This window comes from Serratia sp. A07 (assembly GCF_058725505.1).
In genome coordinates this window covers 1-21975 of the sequence record NZ_JBZXDO010000018.1, presented here as the reverse complement: position 1 = coordinate 21975, position 21975 = coordinate 1, and the positions used below count along the sequence as shown (strand labels likewise).

Sequence of the window (21975 nt, the reverse complement as noted above, 5' to 3'; positions counted from 1 at the left end):
CATCAAAACGGGACATCAGCATGATGGAAGAACAAACGGGTTGGGACATTGTCGTGATTGGCGGCGGTGTGGTCGGGTGTGCGGTATTCCGCAAATTCTGCCTGATGGGCGCCCGTACGCTGCTGTTGGAAAAGGGGGGCGATATCCTGTCCGGCGCCAGCAAAGCCAACAGCGCGCTGCTGCATACCGGCTTCGATGCGCCCAGCGGCAGCCTGGAGCTGCGCTGCATGCAGGCCGGCTACCGAGAATTTATCGCCATTCGCGAACGAATGAATCTGCCGCTGCTGACCACCGGCGCGCTGGTCGTGGCCTGGGACGAGCAGCAGTTGGCTGCGCTGCCCGCGATCGTGCAGCAGGCACATGACAACGGCGTGCCGGACGTGGCGCAGATCGACGCCGCCGAGCTGTATCGCCGTGAACCGCAGCTGGCGCCCGGCGCATTGGCGGCGGTAGAGGTGCCGGGCGAGAGCGTGATCGATCCCTGGAGCACGCCGCTGGCTTACCTGACGCAGGGCGTCAAACACGGCGGCGACTATCGCTTCAATACCGAGGTGACCGGCGCCGAACGCTTGCCGACCGGCTGGCGGCTAACCAGCAACCGGGGCGAGTTTCACGGCCAAATCGTCATCAACTGCGCCGGCAATCAGGGCGACCGGGTAGAAAGGTTCTGCCATCAGCCCGAGTTTGAAATCCGCCCGCGCAAAGGGCAGTTCCTGGTGTTCGACAAGGCCGCCGCCGGACAGATCAACGCCATCATCTTGCCGGTACCGACGGCGATCACCAAAGGGGTGCTGCTGTCGAAAACCATCTTCGGCAATCTGTTGCTGGGGCCGACCGCCGAAGAACAGCAGGATCGCGAGACGGCGACGGTGGACGAAACCAAAATGCGCGAGCTGATCGAGCAGGGCACCCGGCTGCTGCCCACGCTGGCAAATTACAGCGTGACCGCCAGCTATGCCGGATTGCGCCCGGCGACCGAACAGAAACACTACCGCATTCAGCCCTATCCCGAGCGGCAGTGGATCTGCGTGGCGGGCATTCGCTCCACCGGCCTGACGGCGGCGCTCGGCATCGCGCAATACGTGGAGCAGCTTTACCGCGACCATTTTACGCCGTGCTTCACGCCGACGGCGCCGCAGACCGTGCATTGGCCGCAGATGCCGATGCTCGCCGACTACGGGCTGCGCGATTACGCGCGCCCGGACAACGGCGGCATCGTTTGCCATTGCGAGCTGGTGACCCAGCGGGAAATCGAGGCGGCGTTCGATTCCGCCGTGCCGCCGGAGTGCATCGGCGGGCTGCGGCGCCGCACGCGCGTGATGATGGGGCGCTGCAACGGTTTTTATTGCAGCAGCCGGGTGGCGGAAATGGTAGGCGATCGTTTTGGCCAGACGCTGGCCGTAGGGAGCATTGATGAAAACTGAGTATCAGGTGGCGATTGTCGGCGCCGGGCCGGCCGGGATCGCGGCGGCGACCGCGCTGCGGCAGGCGGGGATCGAGGATGTGGTGCTCCTGGAACGGGAGCGGGAAGCGGGCGGCGTGCCGAGACACTGTCGGCACCCCACCTTCGGGCTGCAAACGTTTTACCGGCCGATGCTCGGCTCCACCTATGTCGATAAGATACTGGCGCGCGCCGGGCAGGTGGAAATCCGCACCGGCGTGACGGTGCTCGCCATCAAGCCGGGCGGCGAGCTGAGCATCACGGATCGCCGCGGCGTCAGCACCTTGAAAGCGCAGCGGGTGATCCTGGCGACCGGCGTGCGAGAAACGCCGCGCCATCCGCGCCTGGTGAGCGGCCTGCGGCCGCAGGGCGTGCTGACCGCCGGCGCGCTGCAGCAGTTCGTCTATCTGCGCGGGCTGCAGCCGGGCAAGGCGCCGGTGGTGGTCGGCACCGAGCTGGTCAGTTTCTCCGCGCTGTGGACGCTGCGCAACGCCGGCGTGCGCGCCGTCGCCATGATTGAAAACGGCGACAGGCCCGTTGCCTGGCGTCTGAGCGCGCTCTATGCGCGCCTGATGGGGGTGCCGATCCATTACTCTTCGCGGGTGACCGATATTGCTGGCCGCGATCGGGTCGAATCCATCGAGGTGGAAAACCGCCGCGGGGAGAAACAGCGCATCGCCTGCGACAGCCTGATCTTCACCGGCCGTTTCACCGGGGAGTATACGCTGATCCGCCAGAGCCACCTGGCGCAGCGGCCGGACAGCGGCTGCCCGCTGACCGATCAGTTCGGCCGCTGTTCCGACACCGCCTATTTCGCCGTCGGCAACATGCTGCATCCGGCGGACATGGGCGACCAGTGTTATCAGGAAGGGCTGCGCGTTGGCGAAGCCGTTGCCCGTTCGCTGCAACGCACGCTGCCGCCGGCGCGGCAAATTCTCCCGGTGCGACACGACGAGCGGATCCGCCTGACCGCGCCTGCCAACGTGGCGCTGATCGGCAAACCCACCCGGGTCACGATCAATATGCGGGTGGAACGGGCGGTGTCCGGTTCGGTGGTGGTGCGGCTGGGCGAGGAAGTGCTGTATCGCAAAACGCATCGCTGCCTGCCGGAACGGCGGATCCTGCTGCGCAACATCGCTTTGCCGGCCGACGGCGAGCGTGACGCGCTGCACATCAGCATCGAATCCGCCGGGTGAACGATGGCAACGGCTTGCGTCTAACGCCCTGAAACCCGTAGTATTCTGTCAGTTGACGCCGCGAGTCTCGGCGCAAGCGGTCACTCTTACTTAAGGCAGCGAGTGTAATGTGAATGGATATCTCTAATTCCGTGGATAGGCGCAATGAAATACTGGCGCTGATCCAGGCCAACGGCCGGGTTTACGTGAATGAGCTGGCGGATAAATTCCAGGTTTCGCAGGAAACCATTCGGCGCGATCTCAACAAGCTGGAAGATTATCGGCTGATTAAGAAGATCCACGGCGGTGCGGTCAGCAGCCAGTTCAAATTCGAGCATGAATTCAACGAACGGGCCAAAATCGCCGAGGCCGAGAAGCGCGCCATCGCGGAGAAAGCGGTGACGCTGATCCAGCCGGGCGATACGGTGTTCGTGGATTTCGGCTCCACCACGCTGGAGTTCGCCCGCCAGTTGGCGACCGTCGATCAGCTGACGGTGATCACCAATTCGCCGCTGATCGCCAACGTCTGTCTGGAAAATGACTCCATCGACGTGGTGCTGATCGGCGGGCAGTTCATCGGCTCCAAAATGGAGTGCCTGGGGGCGATCGCGCTGAATACCATCGAGGCGTTTTTCGCCGATTACGCCATCATCGGCGCCGGCGCGGTCAATGTGCAGACCGGGGTGATGGATCAAAACGTCAATGAGGCGGCCATCGCGCGCAAAATGATTGCGCAAAGCCGCAAATGCATCGTATTGGCGGACGAAAACAAGCTGCGTGGGCATGCGATGACGTTGGTGGCCAAATGGCCAGAGATCGATTATCTGGTGACCTCCGACAGCGGCAACGCGTTGGAAGGGCTGGTTTTCCCGGCCAACGTCAATGTGTTGGTCGCACAGGTATAAGCGGCGGCCCGTTTAACCGGAGGCGGGCCGCCGGGGCGTTACTTTTTCACCACCAGGCCCACGCCGCGGCCGCGCGGATCGGACGCGGTTTCCGGCGTGCGGCCATCGATGCGGATAGCCTGAATGTCCCCCATGTTCCAGCCCTGATCTTCGAGGGTGTAGCCCATGGCTTTCAGCTCTTCCGCCGGTTTGCCGGTCAGCGGCGCAAAGCTGTCATAGTAGAGGGTGTCCTTCGGCAACAGCTGATGGTGCACGCGCTGGGCGGCCACCGCCTGCGCCAGCGGCAGATGGTAATCGTAGAGGTTGTTGATCACCTGGAAGATCGACGTGAAGATGCGCGATCCGCCCGGCGTGCCGATCACCAGGCTGACCTCGCCGTCGCGGGTGATGATGGTCGGGCTCATCGAGGAGAGCATGCGCTTGCCCGGCTCGATGGCGTTGGCGTCGCTGCCCACCACGCCGAAGGCATTGGCGACGCCGGGTTTGGCGCTGAAATCGTCCATCTCGTCGTTGAGCAGGAAGCCGGCGCCTTTGACCACCACGCCGCTGCCGAAGTCCCAGTTGAGCGTATAGGTGTTGCTGACCGCGTTGCCGGCGGCATCAACGATCGAGAAGTGGGTGGTTTGGTGGGTTTCCAGCCCTGGCCGCACCTGTTCGGTCGGCGAGATCGCCGTCGGGTTGATTTCGGCGGCGCGTTTTTGCAGGTAGTCGGGGGCGATCAGCTGTGCTTCCGGCACTTTAGTGAAATCCGGGTCGCCGAGGTAGTCGGCGCGATCGGCGAACACGCGCTTTTCGATTTCCGCCAGCAGGTGGATATAGCGCGCCGAGTTCAGCGGCACACCCTTGAAGTCGGCGGCGCGATCTTCTTTTATCCCCAGCAGCTGCGCCAGCGCAATGCCGCCGGAGCTGGGCAGCGGGGCGGTATATACGGTGTTGCCGCGCCAGCTGATGCGCATCGGCTCACGCCATTTCACCCGATAGTCGGCCAAATCCGCCGCGCCGATCAGCCCGTTGTCGCGCTGCATTTGCGCCACCAGCAGGCGCGCGGTTTCGCCGTGATAAAAATCGTCGGCGCCCGACTTGGCGATGCGCTCGAGGGTGGCGGCCAGCTCCGGCTGTTTGAACACCGTGCCGGGCTTCATGGCGCCGAAATAGTCGCCAAAGTTGGTTTTACCGGCGAACAGCTTGTTGGCGTCTTCACGGTACTGATACTGCTGATCCGCCACGGTGAAACCTTGCCGGGCGTAGCCGATCGCAGGCGTCAGCAGTTCGGCCCACGGCAGCTTGCCGAAGCGCTTGTGAGCTTCCCACAGCCCCAGCACGGTGCCCGGCACGCCGGCGGCGCGGCTGCCCACCAGGCTGAGATTTTCGATCACTTCACCTTTCTCGTTCAGGTATAAGGTTTTGCTGGCGGCCTTGGGGGCCACTTCGCGGTAGTCGAGGAAATAGGGTTTGCCGTCGATATACAGCGTCATAAAGCCGCCGCCGCCGATATTGCCGGCTTCAGGGTAGGTGACCGCCAGGGTAAAGGCGGTGGCGACCGCCGCGTCGACCGCGTTGCCGCCGGCCTGCAGAATGTGCGCGGCGACTTTTGCGCCATACTGATCCGGGGCGGCGACCGCGCCGGCGGTCAGATCGGCGGCAAAGGCGGTGGGAACGGTGCAGGCCAGGGCCACGCTCAGAGCTATCGTTTTCAATAAACCGGCAGACATAGAAGATCCTTTTAGCGATTTTCAGTTATCAGGTGAATTCAACTAATTATTTTGAAACAGCAGGTTAGCGCGTTTTCTTCAGGCTGTTGCGGCGCTTTATTGAAGGTAGCAGCGGTCAGGCGGGGCCGCCTGACCAGAGTAGCGAATCGTGACGTGGCGCGTTATGCGCCGGCGGGCAACGCCGACTGCAGCCATTGGCAGAAGTGCCGGGCGAGCGGGTTGTGTTCGCTGTCGCGGTGCAGCAGCCACGCCCAGTTGGCGCCGCGCACGCGTTGCTCGGTTAACGGTTGCAGCAGCCCGGCGTCGCGCGCGTGCTGCGCCAGCAGTTGGCTGACCAACGCGATGCCGAGGCCATTGCAGGCGGCGTCCAGCAGCAGACCGGGATCGGAGAAGTTCAGCCCGCTATCGCGCTGGCCGACGTGCGCACCGCCCGCCACCGTCCAGTGGCTCCAGTCCATCTCCCGTTCGCCGTGCAGGGTCACGCGCTGCTCCGCCGCCAGCGCCAGCAGGCTGGGGTGGCAGGCGGGATAGAGCCGGTCGCTGCAGAGCACGTTAAAGCTGCAGTCCGCCTGCGCGCTGAGATCGTCGCGGATCGCCAGATCGATACTGTCCGTCGCCATATTCGGCGGTTCAAAGCTGGTGAACAGCCACAGGTCGACCTGCGGATGCTGCCGATTGAAGTCGCCCAGCCGCGGCATCAGCCAGTGCCGGGCGAAAGCCGGAGTGGTGTTGACGATCAGCTGATTGGGTTTGCGGTACTGATCCAAACGGCGAATGCCGACCGCCAGCTGTTGCAGCATCACCTGCGCGGTGCTGAACAGATCGTGGCCGGCGTCGGTCAGCGCCACGCTGCGGCCGGTGCGGAAGAACAGCGGCTGCTCCAGAAACGCTTCGAGGCTGCGGATCTGCTGGCTGATGGCCGATTGGGTAAGGTGCAGCTCTTCGGCAGCCTGATGAAAACTGCCCAGGCGCGCTGCCGCTTCGAAGCCGCGTAGCGCGCTCAAGGGGGGCCAGTGTTTTAACATTATCGATAAGCCTGTCTAATCAGATATCCACTAAATATATCGTTTGTCGCGGTGGCAGGGGAAGACTAGCATAAGATTCAACCGCATAATCGTGAATTATTCGGTTAACTTTTTGAATTATAAATGATTATAAGAGGTCTTTAATGTCAACTCGCCGCGTGTTTATTAAACAGCTTTCCGCCGTCGCCGGAGTCGGTCTGACGGCCTCGCTGGGTGTTTCGTTACACGGTCACGCAGAAGCTGCGCTTAATCCGGCCTGGCGGATGCCTGACGAAGGGGAACCGCAGCAGCGGGCATTTCTCGCCTTCGGCGCGCAGCGGGCCATCTGGGGTGAATTCACGGCGGATGTGCAGGTGGCGCAGGGCCGTATCGCCCGCGCCATCGCCGAGTTTCAGCCGGTGACGGTATTTTGCCGCGAACGCGAACGGCAATTGGCCGAGGCCACCTGCGGCAGTCACAACGTCAGCTATGTCGTCACCGAGCTGGATGACATCTGGGTGCGCGATTTCGGCGCCAATTTCGTCGTCAACGGCGCCGGCGAACTCGGGGCGGTGGATTTCAACTTCAACGGCTGGGGCAATAAGCAGCGGCATGCCAAGGATGCGCGCCTGGCGGCGTTTGCCGCCAACCGCTACGGTGCCGCCCAACTGCGTCGCAGCGCACTGATAGGCGAAGGCGGCGGTATCGAAGTGGACGGGCACGGCACCGGCATCATGACCGAAAGCAGCTGGGTGAATGCGAACCGTAATCCAGGCTGGAGCCGGGACCGGGTGGAGCAGGAGCTGAAAGCGATGCTCGGCCTGCGCAAAATTATCTGGCTGCCGGGCATTAAAGGCCGGGACATCACCGACGCCCACGTCGATTTTTACGCCCGATTCGTGCGGCCGGGCGTGGTGGTGGCCAATCTGGATACCGATCCGGCCTCTTATGACCATGCGGTTACCCAGCAACATCTGGCGATCCTCAAGGCGGCGACCGACGCCGACGGCCGCCGGCTACAGGTGCATACGCTTTCGCCGCCGCTGGCGCCGCGTGACAGCCGATTCAGCCGCAACAATCCGGATTTTGCGGCGGGCTACATCAACTATTTCGTCATCAACGGGGCGGTGATCGCCCCGGAGTTTGGCGACCCGCAGGCGGACCGGGCGGCGCTTGAGCTGCTGACGGCGCTCTATCCGCAGCGCGAGGTGGTGCAGTTGGAGATCGACGCCATCGCGGCCGGCGGCGGCGGCATTCACTGCGCAACCAACCAACTGCCGGTGCATGGCAGGTCACGCTGAATAGGGCGCTTCGCGCCCGGTGGCTAACGCGCCGGGCCGATGCCGTAACGCAGCAGGGCGACGGCGTGGCGGGCGATATCTTCGGCGTTCAGCTGGCCTTTATCCCGTTCGCGCCGCCATTTCGGCGCGGTGGCCAGCGGCAGCAGCGTGATGCCGAACAGCGTGAAGAACAGCAGGGAAGGCTCGAGATCGGGGTTGAGTTTACCCTGCGCCTGCCAGCGCGCGATGGATTGTAGCGCGATTTGGCGGCGCTCATCGCCGAACCGTTCATCCATGCGCTGTTTCAGCACGCCGCTTTCACTCATGACCTCCCGCAGCCACAGCGGGGCGAACCAGGGGTGTTCCAACGCGATGTCGATAAAACGTTGCGCCAGCAGGGTGAAGGCGGTGACGGGATCGTCCGCGTTGGCGTCGAACACCTCGCCGGCCATTTTGCGCACCGGCAGAAAGCGCTCCTCGATCAGTACGTCCAGCAGCTGATCGCGGTTATGAAAGTAGTAGTGCAGCATGGCCGGGGTGACGTTTGCCTCGCGCGCAATGGCGTTCAACGAGGTGTCTACGATCCCCTGGCGGGCAAACAGGTTCAGCGCGGTATCAAGCAAATGCTCGCGTTTGTCAGCCCCTTTGGCGCCGCCGCTCGGCCGGCCGGGGCGGCGAGGCTTGGCGGGAGTTTGAACGTTTCGTGCTGTCATCGCGGTGAGATCCATTGACCGGAGAAAAGGATGACTCATATATTAATTATGCGATTAATTAATTACAAGTGAACTGACTCCGATGGAGATTGAAAACCCGACAACCCGGCCCGATCGCGGCGGGGCGCCAGCCAAGGCGCCTTCGCTCACGTTGCTGTTTTCCGCGTTGCTGCTGGTGATGCTGCTGGCGGCGCTGGATCAAACCATTGTCTCCACCGCGCTGCCGACCATCGTCGGCGAGTTTGGTGGGCTTGAGAAACTGTCGTGGGTGGTGACGGCCTATCTGCTGTCTTCCACTATCGTAGTGCCGCTGTACGGCAAATTCGGCGATCTCTTCGGCCGCAAGATTGTGCTGCAAATCGCTATTGTACTGTTTTTGCTTGGGTCGGTACTGTGTGGGCTGGCGCAAAACATGACGCAGCTGATTCTGATGCGCGCGCTGCAAGGGTTGGGCGGCGGCGGGCTGTTGGTGGTCACCCTGGCGGTGGTCGGCGACGTGATCCCGCCGGCGGAACGCGGCCGTTATCAGGGGCTGTTCGGCGGGGTATTCGGCTTGGCCACGGTGGTGGGGCCGCTGATCGGCGGCCTGCTGGTGCAGCATTTTTCCTGGCGCTGGATTTTCTACATCAATCTGCCGCTGGGCCTGTTCGCCCTGCTGGTGATTGGCGCGGTGTTTCAGTCGCAGGTCAATCGAGTGCGGCATGAAATCGACTTCCTCGGCGCCGGTTATCTGGCGATGGCGCTCACCTGCATCATCCTGTTCACCAGCCAGGGCGGCACGGTCATGGCCTGGTCGGACGGCCAGCTGTGGTGCATTCTGGCCTTTGGCCTGGTGTCGCTGGGCGGCTTTATCTATGAGGAACGGCTGGCCGGTGAACCGATCATTCCCCTTGGGCTGTTTCGCAACCGCACCTTTGTGCTGTGCGGCCTGATCGGCTTTATCGTCGGCATGTCGCTGTTCGGCTCCGTGACTTTCCTGCCGCTGTATCTGCAGGTGGTGAAAGGCTCGACGCCATCGCAGGCCGGGATGCAGCTGCTGCCGTTGATGGGCGGCATTATGGTCAGCTCGATCATGAGCGGCCGGATCATCAGCAAACGCGGTAAATACCGGCTGTTTCCGATCGTCGGCACCCTGTGCGCATTAGGGGCGATGACGTTGCTCGGCACCCTGACCAATAACACGCCGGTGCAGCAACTGTACCTGTACATTTGCCTGCTGGGATTGGGGCTGGGCATGGTGATGCAAGTGATGATCCTGGCGGCGCAAAACAGCGTGGAGCCCCGGCATATGGGGGTCGCGACCTCGAGCGCCACGCTGTTCCGCTCTATCGGCGGTTCGATAGGCGTAGCGGTGTTCGGGGCGATTTTCACGCAGGTGCTGCACACCCGTTTGGCGGCGCTGTTGCCGGAAGGCGCGCAGCTGCCGCGCGCGCTCGGTGCAGAAGCGGTGCACCATTTGCCGGCGGCGCTGCAGCAGGATTACCTGCAGGCCTTCGGCGGGGCGATCCATTCGGTGTATCAAATTGCCGCCGGGGTGATGGCGTTGGCTTTTGCGCTGACCTGGCTCTTGAAAGACGTGCCGCTGCGGCACAAATAATCCCGACGCCGGCCGCTCCGGCCGGCGCTGCCCGACGAACTTTTACCGAATCCTTACGCAACCCTTTCAGAAGCGCATTCCGGCATTCGATATATTGAGAATAGTCATTCTCAACAGGATCGTATTGCAATGCAGAGGAAAACGCTTTTGGTGCTTGGGCTGTCGCTGTTGCTGGCCGCCTGCGATGGGCAAAACGCCGGTGCGCCAGCCGGCGCGGGCGCAGAACAGGAGGTCGGCGTGGTCACGCTGCGCGGCCAGTCAGTGACCCTGAGCAGCGAGCTGACCGGCCGGGTCAACGCCACCATGACCTCCGACGTGCGGCCGCAGGTCGACGGGATTATCAAGCAGCGGCTGTTTACCGAAGGGGCCGAGGTCAAGGCCGGGCAGGTATTGTACCAAATCGACCCTGCCAGCTATCAGGCCAGCTACGATCAGGCCGCCGCCCAGCTGAAAAACGCCCAGGCCACGGTGCAATCCACCCGGCTCAAATCGCAGCGCTATGCGGCGCTGGTGAAAGAGAACGGCGTTTCTCAACAGGATGCGGACGATGCCAAAGCCGCCTATCTGGCGGCCGTGGCGTCGGTGGCCCAGTATCAGGCGGCGCTGGAGACGGCGCGCATCAACCTCGCTTATACCCAGGTGCGGGCGCCGATCGCCGGGCGTATCGGCATCTCGTCGGTGACGCCGGGCGCGCTGGTCACCGCCAGCCAAACCGATGCGTTGGCCACCATCCGCGCGCTCGACCCGATCTATGTCGATCTGACCCAGTCCAGCGCCCAGCTGCTTAAACTGCGGCGCCAGCAGGCGGCGTTACAGCGCGGCGCGGTCACGCCGGTCGCCATCAAGCTGGAGGACGGTACGCCTTATGCCCATGCCGGCAAGCTCGAGCTGACCGAAGTCGCGGTGGACGAAGCCACCGGTTCGGTCACGCTGCGCGCGGTGTTCCCCAACCCCGAACATGAGCTGCTGCCCGGCATGTATGTCCACGCCACGGTGGATAACGGCGTCGATCCCAAAGCGATTCTGGCGCCGCAGCAGGGCATAACCCGCAACGCCAAAGGGGAAGCCACCGCGTTGGTGGTGGACGAACAGAACAAAGTGGCGCAGCGCACCGTCAGCGCCGAACGGGTGGTGGGCAGCAATTGGCTGATCGGCAGCGGCCTGAACGAAGGCGATCGCCTGATCGTCGAAGGCACCAGCAAGGTCACGATCGGCGCCGCGGTGAAGCCGGTTGAGGTTTCGGTCGACAAAACCCAACGCGGGGAGCAGTGATATGGCGCAGTTCTTTATCCGGCGGCCGGTATTCGCCTGGGTGATCGCCATCATCATCATGCTGTGCGGCCTGATGTCGATCAATTCGTTGCCCGTTTCGCAGTACCCGGACGTCTCACCGCCGCAGATTTCCATCTCCGCCACCTACCCGGGCGCAGACGCGGAAACGCTGGAAAACAGCGTCACGCAGGTGATTGAGCAGCAGCTCACCGGCCTGGACGGCCTGCTGTATTTTTCTTCGACCAGCAGCTCCAGCGGCTCGGTCAGTATCAACGTCACCTTTGATCAGGGCACCGATCCGGATATCGCTCAGGTGCAGGTGCAAAACAAGGTGCAGCAGGCGGAAAGCCGTTTGCCAAGCGCGGTCACCGCGCAGGGCGTGACGGTCAAGAAATCCCAGAGCAGCTTCCTGCTGATCGTCGGGCTGTATGACGAAAGCGACAAGGCGACGATGGCCGATATCTCCGACTATCTGGTCAGCAACCTGCAGGATCCGCTGTCGCGCATCGAGGGCGTGGGGGACGTGCAGGTGTTCGGCTCGGAATATGCGATGCGTATCTGGCTGGATCCGACCAAGCTGGCGAGCTATGCGTTGATGCCTTCCGACGTGCAGACGGCGATCGAAGCGCAAAACACCCAGGTGTCCGCCGGCAAGGTAGGCGATCTGCCGGCCGCCGCCGATCAGCAGCTGACCGCCACGGTAAAGGCGCAGTCGCGGCTGCAAACGCCGGAACAGTTTCGCAATATCATCCTGAAAAGCGACAGCAGCGGCGCGCTGGTGCGGCTGGGCGACGTGGCGCGAATTGAGCTGGGCAACGAGGACTACTCCGCCAGCGCACACCTCAACGGCCACCCGGCGGCGGGGATCGCGGTCAAGCTGGCGGCGGGCGCCAACGCCCTCAACACCGCCAAGCTGGTGAAGGCCAAGGTGGCGGAATACCAAAGTGCGATGCCGCAGGGCTACAAGGTGGCCTACCCGAAAGACAGCACCGACTTTATCAATATCTCGATAGAGGAGGTGGTGAAAACGCTGTTCGAAGCGGTGGCGTTAGTGGTGGTGGTGATGTTCGTGTTCCTGCAAAACCTGCGCACCACGCTGATCCCGACCATCACCGTGCCGGTAGTGTTGCTGGGCACCTTCGGCGTGCTGGCGGCGTTCGGCTATTCAATCAATACCCTGACGCTGTTCGGCATGGTGTTGGCGATCGGGCTGTTGGTGGACGACGCCATCGTGGTGGTGGAAAACGTCGAACGCGTGATGCGGGAGGATAAGCTGCCGCCGCGCGAGGCGACGGAGAAATCGATGCGCGAAATCACCGGCGCATTGGTCGGCATCGCGCTGGTGCTGTCGGCGGTATTTCTGCCGATGGCGTTCTTCGGCGGCTCCACCGGGGTGATCTATCGCCAATTTTCGATCACCGTCGTCTCCTCGATGGTGCTGTCGGTGGTGCTGGCGTTGACGCTGGCGCCGGCATTGTGCGCCACGTTGCTGAAGCCCGCGCACGACGCGCAGACCGACAAGGGCTTGCTGGGCAAATTCAACCGCGGCTATGACTGGCTGCAGGAGAAGTACGCCGACAAGGTCGGTGGGGTAATCCACCGGCCAACGCGCTATCTGCTGCTGTACGGCCTGCTGTTGATCGCCGCGGCCGTGATGTACCTGCGCTTGCCGACCGGCTTTCTGCCCAACGAGGATCAGGGCACGGTGATGGTGCAGTACACCTTGCCGGCAGGCGCCACCAACGCGCGCACCTCGGCGGTGAGCGAGGCGGTGACCGCCTATTTCCTCGACCAGGAAAAGGCCAACGTCAGCACCATTTTCACCATCAACGGTTTCGGCTTCAGCGGCAGCGGGCAAAACGCCGGCATGGCGTTCGTCAGCCTCAAAGACTGGAGCCAGCGCAGCGGCAGCGCGAACACCGCCGACGCCATCGCCAAACGCGCCATGGCGCACTTCGCCTCGCTGCGCGACGCCCAGGTCTTCTCCATGAGCCCACCGGCGATCGACGGTTTCGGCCAGTCCGACGGCTTCACCTTCGAGCTGCAGGCCAAAGGGGCGACCACCCGCGCCGAGCTGCAGGCGATGCGCGACCAGATCGTTGCCGCCGCCGGCAACAACCCGGCACTGCTGGCGGTGCGCGCCAACACCTTACCGGACACCCCGCAGCTGCAGGTGGAGATCGACAACGGCAAGCTGCAGGCGCTCGGCCTGAGCGCCGCCGACGTCAACAGCACCCTCAGCAGCGCGTTCGGCAGCACCTATATCAACGACTTTATCGATCGCAACCGGGTGAAAAAAGTCTATATGCAGGGCGATGTGCAGTACCGCGCCAAGCCGGAAGATCTCGACCGCTGGTTTGTGCGTGGCACCAACGCGTCGGGCGCCAGCAGTATGACGCCGTTCTCCGCCTTTGCGTCTTCGCACTGGATCTACGGGCCGGAAAATCTGTCGCGCTATAACGGGCTGTCGTCGTTCGAGATCACCGGGCAGGGCGCCGCTAGCGTCAGCTCCGGTACGGCGATGAGCGAGATGGAGAAACTGGCGGCAACATTCTCCGCCGGCAGCAGCTATTCCTGGAGCGGGCTGTCCTATCAGGAGCGGCTGACCAGCGGCCAGGCGTCGTCGCTGTACGCCATTTCGCTCATCGTGGTGTTCCTGTGCCTGGCGGCGCTGTATGAGAGCTGGTCGATTCCGTTCGCGGTGATGTTGGTGGTGCCGATGGGCGTGGTGGGATCGCTGCTGGCGATCACGCTACGCGGGCTGGAAAACGACATCTACTTCCAGGTGGCGCTGCTCACCATCATCGGCCTGTCGGCGAAGAACGCCATTTTGATCGTCGAGTTCGCCGAGGAGATGCATCAGCGCGGTGAAACGCTGATTGGCGCGGCGGTCCACGCGGCGCGCATGCGCCTGCGGCCGATCCTGATGACCTCGCTGGCGTTTACCGCCGGGGTGCTGCCGCTGGCGGTATCCAGCGGCGCCGGCGCCAACAGCCGCATCGCCATCGGTACCGGCATCATCGGCGGCACCATCACCGCCACCGTATTGGCCATCTTTTTCGTCCCGCTGTTTTATGTGTTGGTGCGCCGCATGTTTACCCGTCGGCCCGCTAACCCGCCGTCACAGGCAGGAGAATAACGTGTTGCAACGAGTCATGATGTTAACTTTACCGCTGCTGCTGACCGGCTGTCTGTCGCTGGATCCGCACTATCAGCGCCCGGCGGCGCCGGTGCCCGCCAACCTGCCGCAGGGCGAGGCCGGCGGCAACCAGGCGCTGAGCTACCCGGACGTCGCCTGGCGCGACTATGTCCAGGACGCCCGGCTGCGCCAGGTGGTGGCGCTGGGGCTGAACAGCAGCCGCGATCTGCGCGAGGCGATCGCCAATATCGCGTCGGCGCGTGCCCTGTACGGCGAGCAGCGCTCGGCGCTGTTCCCGACAATCAATGCCACCGCCGACGGCAGCCGCGGGCGGGCGCTGACCGGCAGCGGCAACGCCACCGCGCTGAGCCAAAGCTACGAAGCCGCGGCCGGCGTCAGCGCATTCGAGTGGGATCTGTTCGGCAAGAACGCCAGCCTGTCGCGCGCGGCGTTCGAAACCTATCTGGCGAACTCGGAGGCGGCGAAAAGCACCCGTCTGACGCTGATCGCCGATATCGTCACCGACTGGGTGGCGGTGGCGGCCGAGCGCAGCAATCTGGCGGTGGCGCAGCAGACGATGGCGAGCGCCAAACGGTCGCTGGACGTCACGCGCAACAATCAACAGCACGGGATTGCGTCGCTGGTTGACGTGGCGTCGGCGGAAACCGTCTATCAGCAGGCGCGATCGGACGCCGCCAGCTACGCCACCAGCGCCGCGCAGGCGAAAAACGCGCTGGATTTGGCGGTAGGGCAAAGCGTGCCGGAAAACCTGCTGCCGAGCGGTATCGAGGCGCTGGGCGGGATCATGCGCGATCTGCCGGCCGGCGTCTCTTCGCAAGTGTTGCTGAAGCGGCCGGACGTGCTGCAGGCCGAGCATAACCTGAAATCCGCCAACGCCAATATCGGCTCGGCGCGGGCGGCGTTCTTCCCGTCGATCAGCCTGACCGCCAGCGGCGGCGTGGGCAGCGGTGAACTCTCCTCGTTGTTCAGCCACGGCGCCGGCGTCTGGTCGTTCGCACCGAGCATCAGCCTGCCGATCTTCAGCGGCGGCTATAACACGGCTCAGCTCAACTACACCCAGGCGCAGAAAGACCTGTATGTCGCCACCTATGAGAAAGCGGTGCAGACGGCATTTCAGGAAACCGCCGACGCGCTGGCGCGCAAAGCCACGCTGCAGGAACAGCTGGCGGCGCAAACCGGCTATGTGGCGGCGGCGCAGCAATATTATCGCCTGGCCGAGCTGCGTTACCGCCAGGGCGTGGACAGCTACCTGACGCTGCTGGACGCGCAGCGCACGCTGTACACGGCGCAACAGGCGCTGATCGCCGCGCAGCAGACCGCGTACGACAATCAGGCCACCCTGTATAAAGTGTTGGGCGGCGGCGTTACCGCCGAGCGGCAGGGGGATGGCGTCCTCGCCGACAAGGCGACGCTCAGCCGCTAACCGTCGACCGCGCGCGCCAGGCATTTGGCTGCGCGCGGTTTTTTTATGGAAAGTGTAAAGAAACAGAAAACCCGGCCGGCGGCCAGAACTCGCCGCGGTGAGCAGAGTCAGACAGAGAACCGCATTCATCTTTTATTCATACCGGCTCGAGGTTGTCATGGCAGAAGACATTCAGCAACAGGTCATCGCGCTTATCGCCGCCTTCAACGCATCAGGGCGGATGAAGAAGGGCGTGGCCATCACCCCGGAAACCGAGATCAACACCGCGCTCAACCTGTCGTTCAGCGATTCCAATACGCTGATGCGCCGCTACTTCGATACCTTCGGCGTCGACAGCGGCAACTACAACCACGAACTGTATTTCCAGCCGCCGACCAACACCGGGCGCTGGTTTTCCCCCTCCGCGTGCAAAGAGCATCCCCGGCCGCTGTGCGTGTCGATGCTGGTGCGTTCCGCGCGCGCCAAGCGCTGGCTGTACGACATCCACTTCCTGATCGAACAGCTCCGCTAGCGCTGCGTTACTGCTCCAACACCTCGGCGAACTTCGCCAGCCACTGCGGATGCGCCGGCCAGGCCGGGGCGGTGACCAGATTGCCGTCGACGTGCGCCTGATCGATGCCGATCTCCGCATAATGCCCGCCGCCCAGCCGCACTTCCGGCGCGCAGGCCGGGTAGGCGCTGCAGGTGCGGCCTTTCAACACCCCGGCCGCCGCCAGCAGCTGCGGGCCGTGGCAAACGGCGGCGATCGGTTTTTTCGCGGCGTCAAACGCCTGCACCAGCGCGATCACGTCGGGGTTCAGACGCAGGTATTCCGGTGCCCGGCCACCGGGGATCAAGAGCGCATCGTAGTGCTCTTCTTTGGCGGCGGCGAAGTCGGCATTTAAGGTAAAACGGTGGCCGGGTTTCTCGCTGTAGGTCTGCGCCCCGTCAAAGTCGTGGATTGCGGTTTGGATGTAATCGCCGACGGCTTTGCCGGGGCACACGGCGTCCACCCAATGGCCGATCATCTGCAATGCCTGAAACGGCACCATGGTTTCGTAATCTTCGGCGTAGTCGCCGACCAGCATCAGGATCTTTTTCTTGCTCATGATCACAACTCCTGCGGGATAGGGATTGCCTAAGGTATAGCCCAGCGCCCCTGGGAATGCGAACCGCAAAGCGCCTATCTATACTCGTGATACTGCGGCGCTTTTCTCGCCGCTCAACCCCAGGGAGGATCCCCGATGCTGAATCTGGCTACCTTGCTTGAAGAGAGTGCGCGCACCTGGCCGGAGCGGCCGGCGGTGATACAGGACGACAACCCGCTCAGCTATCGGGCGCTTAACGACATGGCCAATCGGGTGGCGAATTTGTTGGCCGCGCGCGGCGTGCGGCCCGGTGAACGGGTGGCGCTGGCCTGCCCGAACCGGCCGGAGTTTCCGGCTATCTATTACGGCATTCTCAAAAGCGGCGCGGTGGTGGTGCCGCTGAATATTCTGCTTAAAAGCGCAGAGTTCGACTATTACCTAGCGGATTCGGCGGCGGTGGCGCTGTTTTGTTTCGAGGGCAGCAGCGGCCTGCCGCTGGGGGAGGAAGCGCTGCGGGCGGCGGCGAAGGCGGAGCAGTGCCGCGAGGTGTTTATCATCGGCGATCGGTTGCCGCTCGAGGGGGAACGTTTCAGCGCGGCGATAGCCGAGCAGGCTACCGAATTCGCTTCGGCGACGACGATCGAAAGCGACACCGCGGTGGTGCTGTATACCAGCGGCACCACCGGCCGCGCCAAAGGGGCGGAGTTGACTCACGCCAATCTGGTGCTCAACGCCTTGGGATCGGTGCGGCTGTTCGACGGTTCGGAGACGGCCCCCGATCGTCACCTGGTGACCTTGCCGCTATTCCACACTTTTGGTTCGACGGTGCAGATGAACGCCGGGTTCGCTTCCGCCGCCACTCTGGTGCTGGTCGAACGCTTCGACGCCGCGCAGGCCATCGCGCTGATGCAACGGCACGGCATCACCTTTTTCGCCGGGGTGCCGACCATGTATTGGGCGCTGTTGAATGCGTTGGATGAGCATACGGATATCAAAAGCTTGCGCAGCACGCTGCGTATGGCGGTGTCCGGCGGCGCCAGCCTGCCGGTACAGATCCTGGAGGATTTCTCGCGCCGCTTCGGCGTCAACATTCTCGAAGGGTATGGGCTGTCGGAGACCAGCCCGGTCGCCACCTTTAACCATCCCCATCGGGTAACCAAACCCGGCTCCATCGGCCAACCGATCTGGGGCGTGGAGGTGCGCCTGCTCGACGCCACCGGGCAGCCGGTCGACGGCATCGACCAGGTCGGGGAGATCGCGGTGCGCGGTTACAACATCATGAAAGGCTATCTGAACCGCCCTGAGGCGACGGCGGAGGTGCTGGAAAACGGCTGGTTCCGCACCGGTGACCTGGCGCGTCGCGACGCCGACGGCTTCTATTTCATCGTCGATCGGGCCAAGGACATGATCATCCGCGGCGGGTTCAACGTCTATCCGCGCGAGATTGAAGAGGCGCTGATTCGCCATCCGGCGGTGTCGTTGGTGGCGGTGATCGGCGTCGAGCATCCGTCGCTGGGCGAAGAGATCAAAGCGGTGGTGGTGTTGAAAGAGACGGAAGAGACGGAAGAGCCGATCGAGGAGGAAACGCTGATCGCCTGGAGCCGGGAGCGGCTGGCGGCGTACAAGTATCCGCGTATCGTCGAGTTCGTCGAGCGTTTGCCGATGACCAGTACCGGTAAGGTGTTGAAGCGCTGTTTGCGCTGAGGAAAATCCGGCCTGCCGGGGCAGGCCGGGATACGGGCATCAACCTGGGTAGATGCCGCGCTCTTTACGTGCGGTCAGGATGCGCTCACAGGCCACGATGTAAGCCGCGGTGCGCAGGCTGCACTCTTTCTCGGCCGCCTTGTTCCAGACGTGGACCATGGCGTCGGTCATGATCTTGTCCATACGCTCGTTGATCTCGGACTCGCTCCAGAAGTAGCTCGCCATGTCCTGCACCCACTCGAAGTAACTGACCGTTACGCCGCCGGCGTTACAGATAACGTCCGGGACCACGGTGATGTTACGGGAACGCAGAATGTCGTCCGCTTCTGGGAAGGTTGGGCCGTTAGCGCCTTCCAGCACCAGCTTGGCGCTGAGGATTTCGGCGCGCTGACGGGTGATTTGGCCTTCCAGCGCCGCAGGGATCAGGATGTCCATGTCGACCGACCAGAACGCTTCGCTTTCGATCTCGCTGGCGCCAGGGAAGCCGGCGATCTGCTTGTGCTTGGCCTGGTATTCGGTCAGCGCGGTCAGGTCGATGCCGTTGGCGTTGAACAGGGTGGCGGAGTGGTCCTGGATGGTGACGACGCGCGCGCCGACGCCAACGAACAGACGAGCCGCTTCGCTGCCCACGTTACCGAAGCCTTGTACCGCCACTTTGGCGCCTTCGATCTGCACGCCCAGACGCTTGGCCACTTCGCTGCCGGTGACGAACACGCCGCGGCCGGTCGCTTTCTCACGGCCCAGGGAGCCGCCGAGGTGGATTGGTTTGCCGGTGACCACGCCGGTGATGGTGGTGCCGTGGTTCATGGAGTAGGTGTCCATCATCCAGGCCATCACTTTGGCGTTGGTGCCGACGTCCGGCGCAGGAATGTCTTTCTGTGGCCCGATGATGAAGCCGATTTCGCTGGTGTAGCGGCGGGTCAGTCGCTCCAGTTCACCTTCAGACAGTTTGAACGGGTCGACGCGGATGCCGCCCTTGGCGCCGCCGTACGGCAGGTTGACCGCGGCACACTTGATGGTCATCCAGGCGGACAGGGCCATCACTTCGTTCAGATCGACGTCAGGGTGGAAGCGGATACCGCCTTTGCCCGGCCCACGCGACAGGTTGTGCTGTACGCGGAAACCTTCGAAGTGACGGATGGTGCCATCGTCCATCTGCAGCGGGATATCGACAATCAAAGCGCGCTTAGGGTGACGCAGCGTATCAACCCAGCGTGACAGCTCGCCGAGGTAAGGGGCGACGCGATCGATTTGTTGCAGATATGTAGCCCAAGCGGTGGTGCTGCTGTCTGAAGCGTAGGATAGCTTTTCCATAACCAACCTTTATATATTAGAGGTATTTATTTCGTTTAACCGTGGATTAGCAAGCGCATAACACTTTGCGACGCTAAATTTACCACTAATTATGCCGGTTGTTAGCCCCCCTCTCATCGGGCCAGCGGACGGTTTTTCGCCGCCTGCAGGGCGGCAAATGAATAGTTAATTACTTTTCATCGACGCTGAGCGTGTGCATGCATACTTTATGCATATAAAGCGCATAAAAACCCTTTTTATCTATTTTTCAGAAGCTTGAATGTGATCAAAAAGTTTCATTTTATTTAACTGCTATGTTGACAATGGCGTTTCCCCTCGGCATCGTTAAAATCCTGTTAAAACGCCGTCTGCGGCCGTGTTTTTATCGTGCAAAGAGAAGCATAATCCGAGGCTGTTTTAATGTGTTGCGGCCGTCGAGGCAGGGTCTGATAAATGTGCTCACCTGAAACGGACGGGTGACCGCGAGCGGCCACCCGTTCAGGTTTTGCCAATCAGCGTTAAAGAAGACCGCGCCGCCGTGGCGTGGTCATCCGGCACGCATTACGCGCCGGTATGCTGATAGCGTTTTAATTCCACCGGCTCAGCGCCGATACTCGCCAGATATTCTTTGACGGACGCCGGCGCGGAAGCCCGCGTAAATTGGTAGATGTTTTCATCCGCATCCAACAGCGTCTCCCATTTTACAATGTTCACCCAGCGAGGTTCATTGTCTACGCTGATGCCTGAGTCACGCGAAATGAACCCGTTCTGGTTTGAGATAAATTCCTCTTCTACACGCTTGTCCAATACGGCAAACGCTTCAGGGCTGAGTGAGGCCGGCAGTTTAAAACTTGAAACTTCAATAATGTAGCCGTTGGCGGAACAGTCCGCCCTGGATTCATGGTTCATAGTAAAAGTCCTTTAAATTAAATTGCTTATACAACTCAAATTAAGCTGCATCCTTATTGCAGTACTGCAAGTTAAATTTATTCTCGATGCCAGAAGGAAATAGTTAGGAATAGTCCGAATTGGCGTTTTTCTTTATGTAAAAGATGATGATTTTTATGGGATTTTTCTTGGATAAAGGAGTCCGCTAATCAATTCGCGATCGGCATAAAGTGAATAATTCAATAAAGGGGGCGGGGATTAATGTCATTGGCAAAGGTGCGGCTTTTAAATAACAAAACGGCATGTGAATAAAGTGACTTTAAATATTTCCCTTTCCTCTTTCGCCTGGCGGGGGTATTTTTCCGACGAGCGGCAATGGCCAATTCTGATCGCGGGCGTGAATACTAAGGGCGTTTGCAGCGCCGCCGTCGGCGCAGGGGGCGCAAACGCCATCCGCTCGGCAAGCGGCGGCAACTGCGGTATGCTAAGCGGCTGAACAGCAAACCAAACCGGGCTATACGGAGACACCCCAGCGTGCCGAACTCTTCTTCTCAACTCGAACTTTTACGCTCGGTCGCCGACGGCATCGCGGCGCTGTTTTTCCCGAATGCGGAAGTGGTGGTCCACGATCTGGCCACCAACAAGATTGCTTATCTGGCGAACAACCTGTCGAAGCGCAAACCGGGTGACGACGCCGGGCTGGACGACTTCGAGCTTGCCGGCGGCGCCGGCGTGACCGGCCCCTATGAGAAGCTGAACTGGGACGGCAAAAAGATGCGTTCGGTGAGCATCGCCGCGCGCGACGAGCAGGGCAAGCCCAGCTATCTGCTGTGCATCAACCTGAGCACCGCGATGTTCGAGGACGCCCGCAACGCGCTGGACATGTTCCTGTCGGTCACCCGGCTGCAGCCGCAGCCACAAGCGCTGTTCAAAGATGACTGGCAGGAGAAGATCAACACCTTCCTGCACGACTGGCTGCGGCGCGAAAACGCCGCGCTCGGTGCGCTGAGCCGCGAACAGAAACGGCGGCTGGTCAGCGATCTCTATCATCAGGGGGCGTTCAAGGCCAAAAGCGCCGCCGACTACATCGCCAACGTGCTGTCGATGGGGCGCGCCACGGTGTACAAGCATTTGCGGGAACTGAAGCAGGAGTAAAGGCGGCGGGAAAGGCGGAAGAAATGGGCGGCGCTGGCCGTAATGCCGATCAGTTAAGGATCACTTGAACGATCCTGTCGCTGTGTAAGAATCCGTAATCTCTCTGAGATTACGGATTTTTTTATGTTGCTGAGTCAGGCTCTTGATACCGTTCTTAAATTCTCCCCCAAAGAATTCGCTGCGCTT

17 protein-coding genes are annotated in these 21975 nt (G+C 62.0%); 11 read left to right on the top strand and 6 right to left on the bottom strand.

Going from position 1 to position 21975, the window contains the following annotated elements:
- Positions 1–20 precede the first annotated feature (20 nt).
- The 3 genes from AC4PR2_RS17390 to AC4PR2_RS17380 all read left to right on the top strand — a co-directional run bounded on the left by AC4PR2_RS17390 (position 21) and on the right by AC4PR2_RS17380 (position 3521).
- A complete protein-coding gene (locus tag AC4PR2_RS17390; RefSeq protein ID WP_492175314.1) occupies positions 21–1424 on the top strand; it encodes an NAD(P)/FAD-dependent oxidoreductase in 1404 nt (467 codons plus the stop codon).
- The gene (locus AC4PR2_RS17385; protein ID WP_100395770.1) at positions 1414–2637 is read left to right on the top strand and encodes an FAD-dependent oxidoreductase; all 1224 of its coding nucleotides are present in this window, start codon (positions 1414–1416) and stop codon (positions 2635–2637) included. The genes AC4PR2_RS17390 and AC4PR2_RS17385 overlap by 11 nt, the downstream gene beginning before the upstream one ends.
- A gap of 113 nt (positions 2638–2750) precedes the next feature.
- Entirely contained in the window at positions 2751–3521 is a 771-nt protein-coding gene (locus AC4PR2_RS17380; RefSeq protein WP_492175313.1) for a DeoR/GlpR family DNA-binding transcription regulator, read from the top strand.
- A 38-nt stretch (positions 3522–3559) separates the two neighbouring features.
- Here AC4PR2_RS17380 and ggt read toward each other — a convergent pair whose 3' ends face one another.
- Complete coding sequence (ggt, locus tag AC4PR2_RS17375) at positions 3560–5233, bottom strand: gamma-glutamyltransferase (RefSeq protein WP_100395771.1); 1674 nt, start codon at positions 5231–5233, stop codon at positions 3560–3562.
- Between the two features lie 161 nt (positions 5234–5394).
- Positions 5395–6258, bottom strand: a complete 864-nt coding sequence (locus AC4PR2_RS17370) for a LysR substrate-binding domain-containing protein (RefSeq protein ID WP_060439911.1) — start codon at positions 6256–6258, stop codon at positions 5395–5397.
- Positions 6259–6401: 143 nt separating this feature from the next.
- Here AC4PR2_RS17370 and AC4PR2_RS17365 point away from each other — a divergent pair, with 143 nt between their 5' ends.
- Positions 6402–7538, top strand: a complete 1137-nt coding sequence (locus tag AC4PR2_RS17365; protein WP_337046687.1) for an agmatine deiminase family protein — start codon at positions 6402–6404, stop codon at positions 7536–7538.
- 23 nt (positions 7539–7561) lie between these two features.
- Here AC4PR2_RS17365 and AC4PR2_RS17360 read toward each other — a convergent pair whose 3' ends face one another.
- The gene (locus AC4PR2_RS17360) at positions 7562–8230 is read right to left on the bottom strand and encodes a TetR/AcrR family transcriptional regulator (RefSeq protein ID WP_204275783.1); all 669 of its coding nucleotides are present in this window, start codon (positions 8228–8230) and stop codon (positions 7562–7564) included.
- An 82-nt stretch (positions 8231–8312) separates the two neighbouring features.
- Between AC4PR2_RS17360 and AC4PR2_RS17355 the strand changes: the two genes are divergently transcribed.
- The 5 genes from AC4PR2_RS17355 to AC4PR2_RS17335 all read left to right on the top strand — a co-directional run bounded on the left by AC4PR2_RS17355 (position 8313) and on the right by AC4PR2_RS17335 (position 16193).
- Positions 8313–9827 (top strand): MDR family MFS transporter, encoded by a 1515-nt coding sequence (locus AC4PR2_RS17355; RefSeq protein WP_443014519.1) that lies wholly within the window; start codon positions 8313–8315, stop codon positions 9825–9827.
- 129 nt (positions 9828–9956) lie between these two features.
- A complete protein-coding gene (locus tag AC4PR2_RS17350; protein ID WP_197847668.1) occupies positions 9957–11099 on the top strand; it encodes an efflux RND transporter periplasmic adaptor subunit in 1143 nt (380 codons plus the stop codon).
- Between the two features lies 1 nt (position 11100).
- The gene (locus tag AC4PR2_RS17345) at positions 11101–14238 is read left to right on the top strand and encodes an efflux RND transporter permease subunit (protein WP_337046688.1); all 3138 of its coding nucleotides are present in this window, start codon (positions 11101–11103) and stop codon (positions 14236–14238) included.
- 1 nt (position 14239) lies between these two features.
- Positions 14240–15682, top strand: coding sequence for an efflux transporter outer membrane subunit (locus AC4PR2_RS17340; RefSeq protein ID WP_060418841.1), 1443 nt, complete (start codon positions 14240–14242; stop codon positions 15680–15682).
- Positions 15683–15839: 157 nt separating this feature from the next.
- Positions 15840–16193: a DUF1493 family protein gene (locus tag AC4PR2_RS17335; protein WP_197803316.1), complete on the top strand. Its 354-nt coding sequence runs from the start codon at positions 15840–15842 to the stop codon at positions 16191–16193.
- Between the two features lie 7 nt (positions 16194–16200).
- Here AC4PR2_RS17335 and AC4PR2_RS17330 read toward each other — a convergent pair whose 3' ends face one another.
- Positions 16201–16770 (bottom strand): DJ-1/PfpI family protein, encoded by a 570-nt coding sequence (locus tag AC4PR2_RS17330; protein WP_004937978.1) that lies wholly within the window; start codon positions 16768–16770, stop codon positions 16201–16203.
- Between the two features lie 135 nt (positions 16771–16905).
- Here AC4PR2_RS17330 and AC4PR2_RS17325 point away from each other — a divergent pair, with 135 nt between their 5' ends.
- Entirely contained in the window at positions 16906–18453 is a 1548-nt protein-coding gene (locus AC4PR2_RS17325; protein ID WP_070915201.1) for a long-chain-fatty-acid--CoA ligase, read from the top strand.
- Between the two features lie 39 nt (positions 18454–18492).
- Here AC4PR2_RS17325 and AC4PR2_RS17320 read toward each other — a convergent pair whose 3' ends face one another.
- On the bottom strand, positions 18493–19767 hold the full coding sequence (locus AC4PR2_RS17320; RefSeq protein WP_060418845.1) for a Glu/Leu/Phe/Val family dehydrogenase: 1275 nt from the start codon (positions 19765–19767) through the stop codon (positions 18493–18495).
- 540 nt (positions 19768–20307) lie between these two features.
- Positions 20308–20655: an antibiotic biosynthesis monooxygenase family protein gene (locus AC4PR2_RS17315; protein ID WP_060418847.1), complete on the bottom strand. Its 348-nt coding sequence runs from the start codon at positions 20653–20655 to the stop codon at positions 20308–20310.
- 513 nt (positions 20656–21168) lie between these two features.
- Here AC4PR2_RS17315 and AC4PR2_RS17310 point away from each other — a divergent pair.
- The gene (locus AC4PR2_RS17310) at positions 21169–21789 is read left to right on the top strand and encodes a PAS domain-containing protein (protein WP_197779337.1); all 621 of its coding nucleotides are present in this window, start codon (positions 21169–21171) and stop codon (positions 21787–21789) included.
- Positions 21790–21975: the final 186 nt, after the last annotated feature.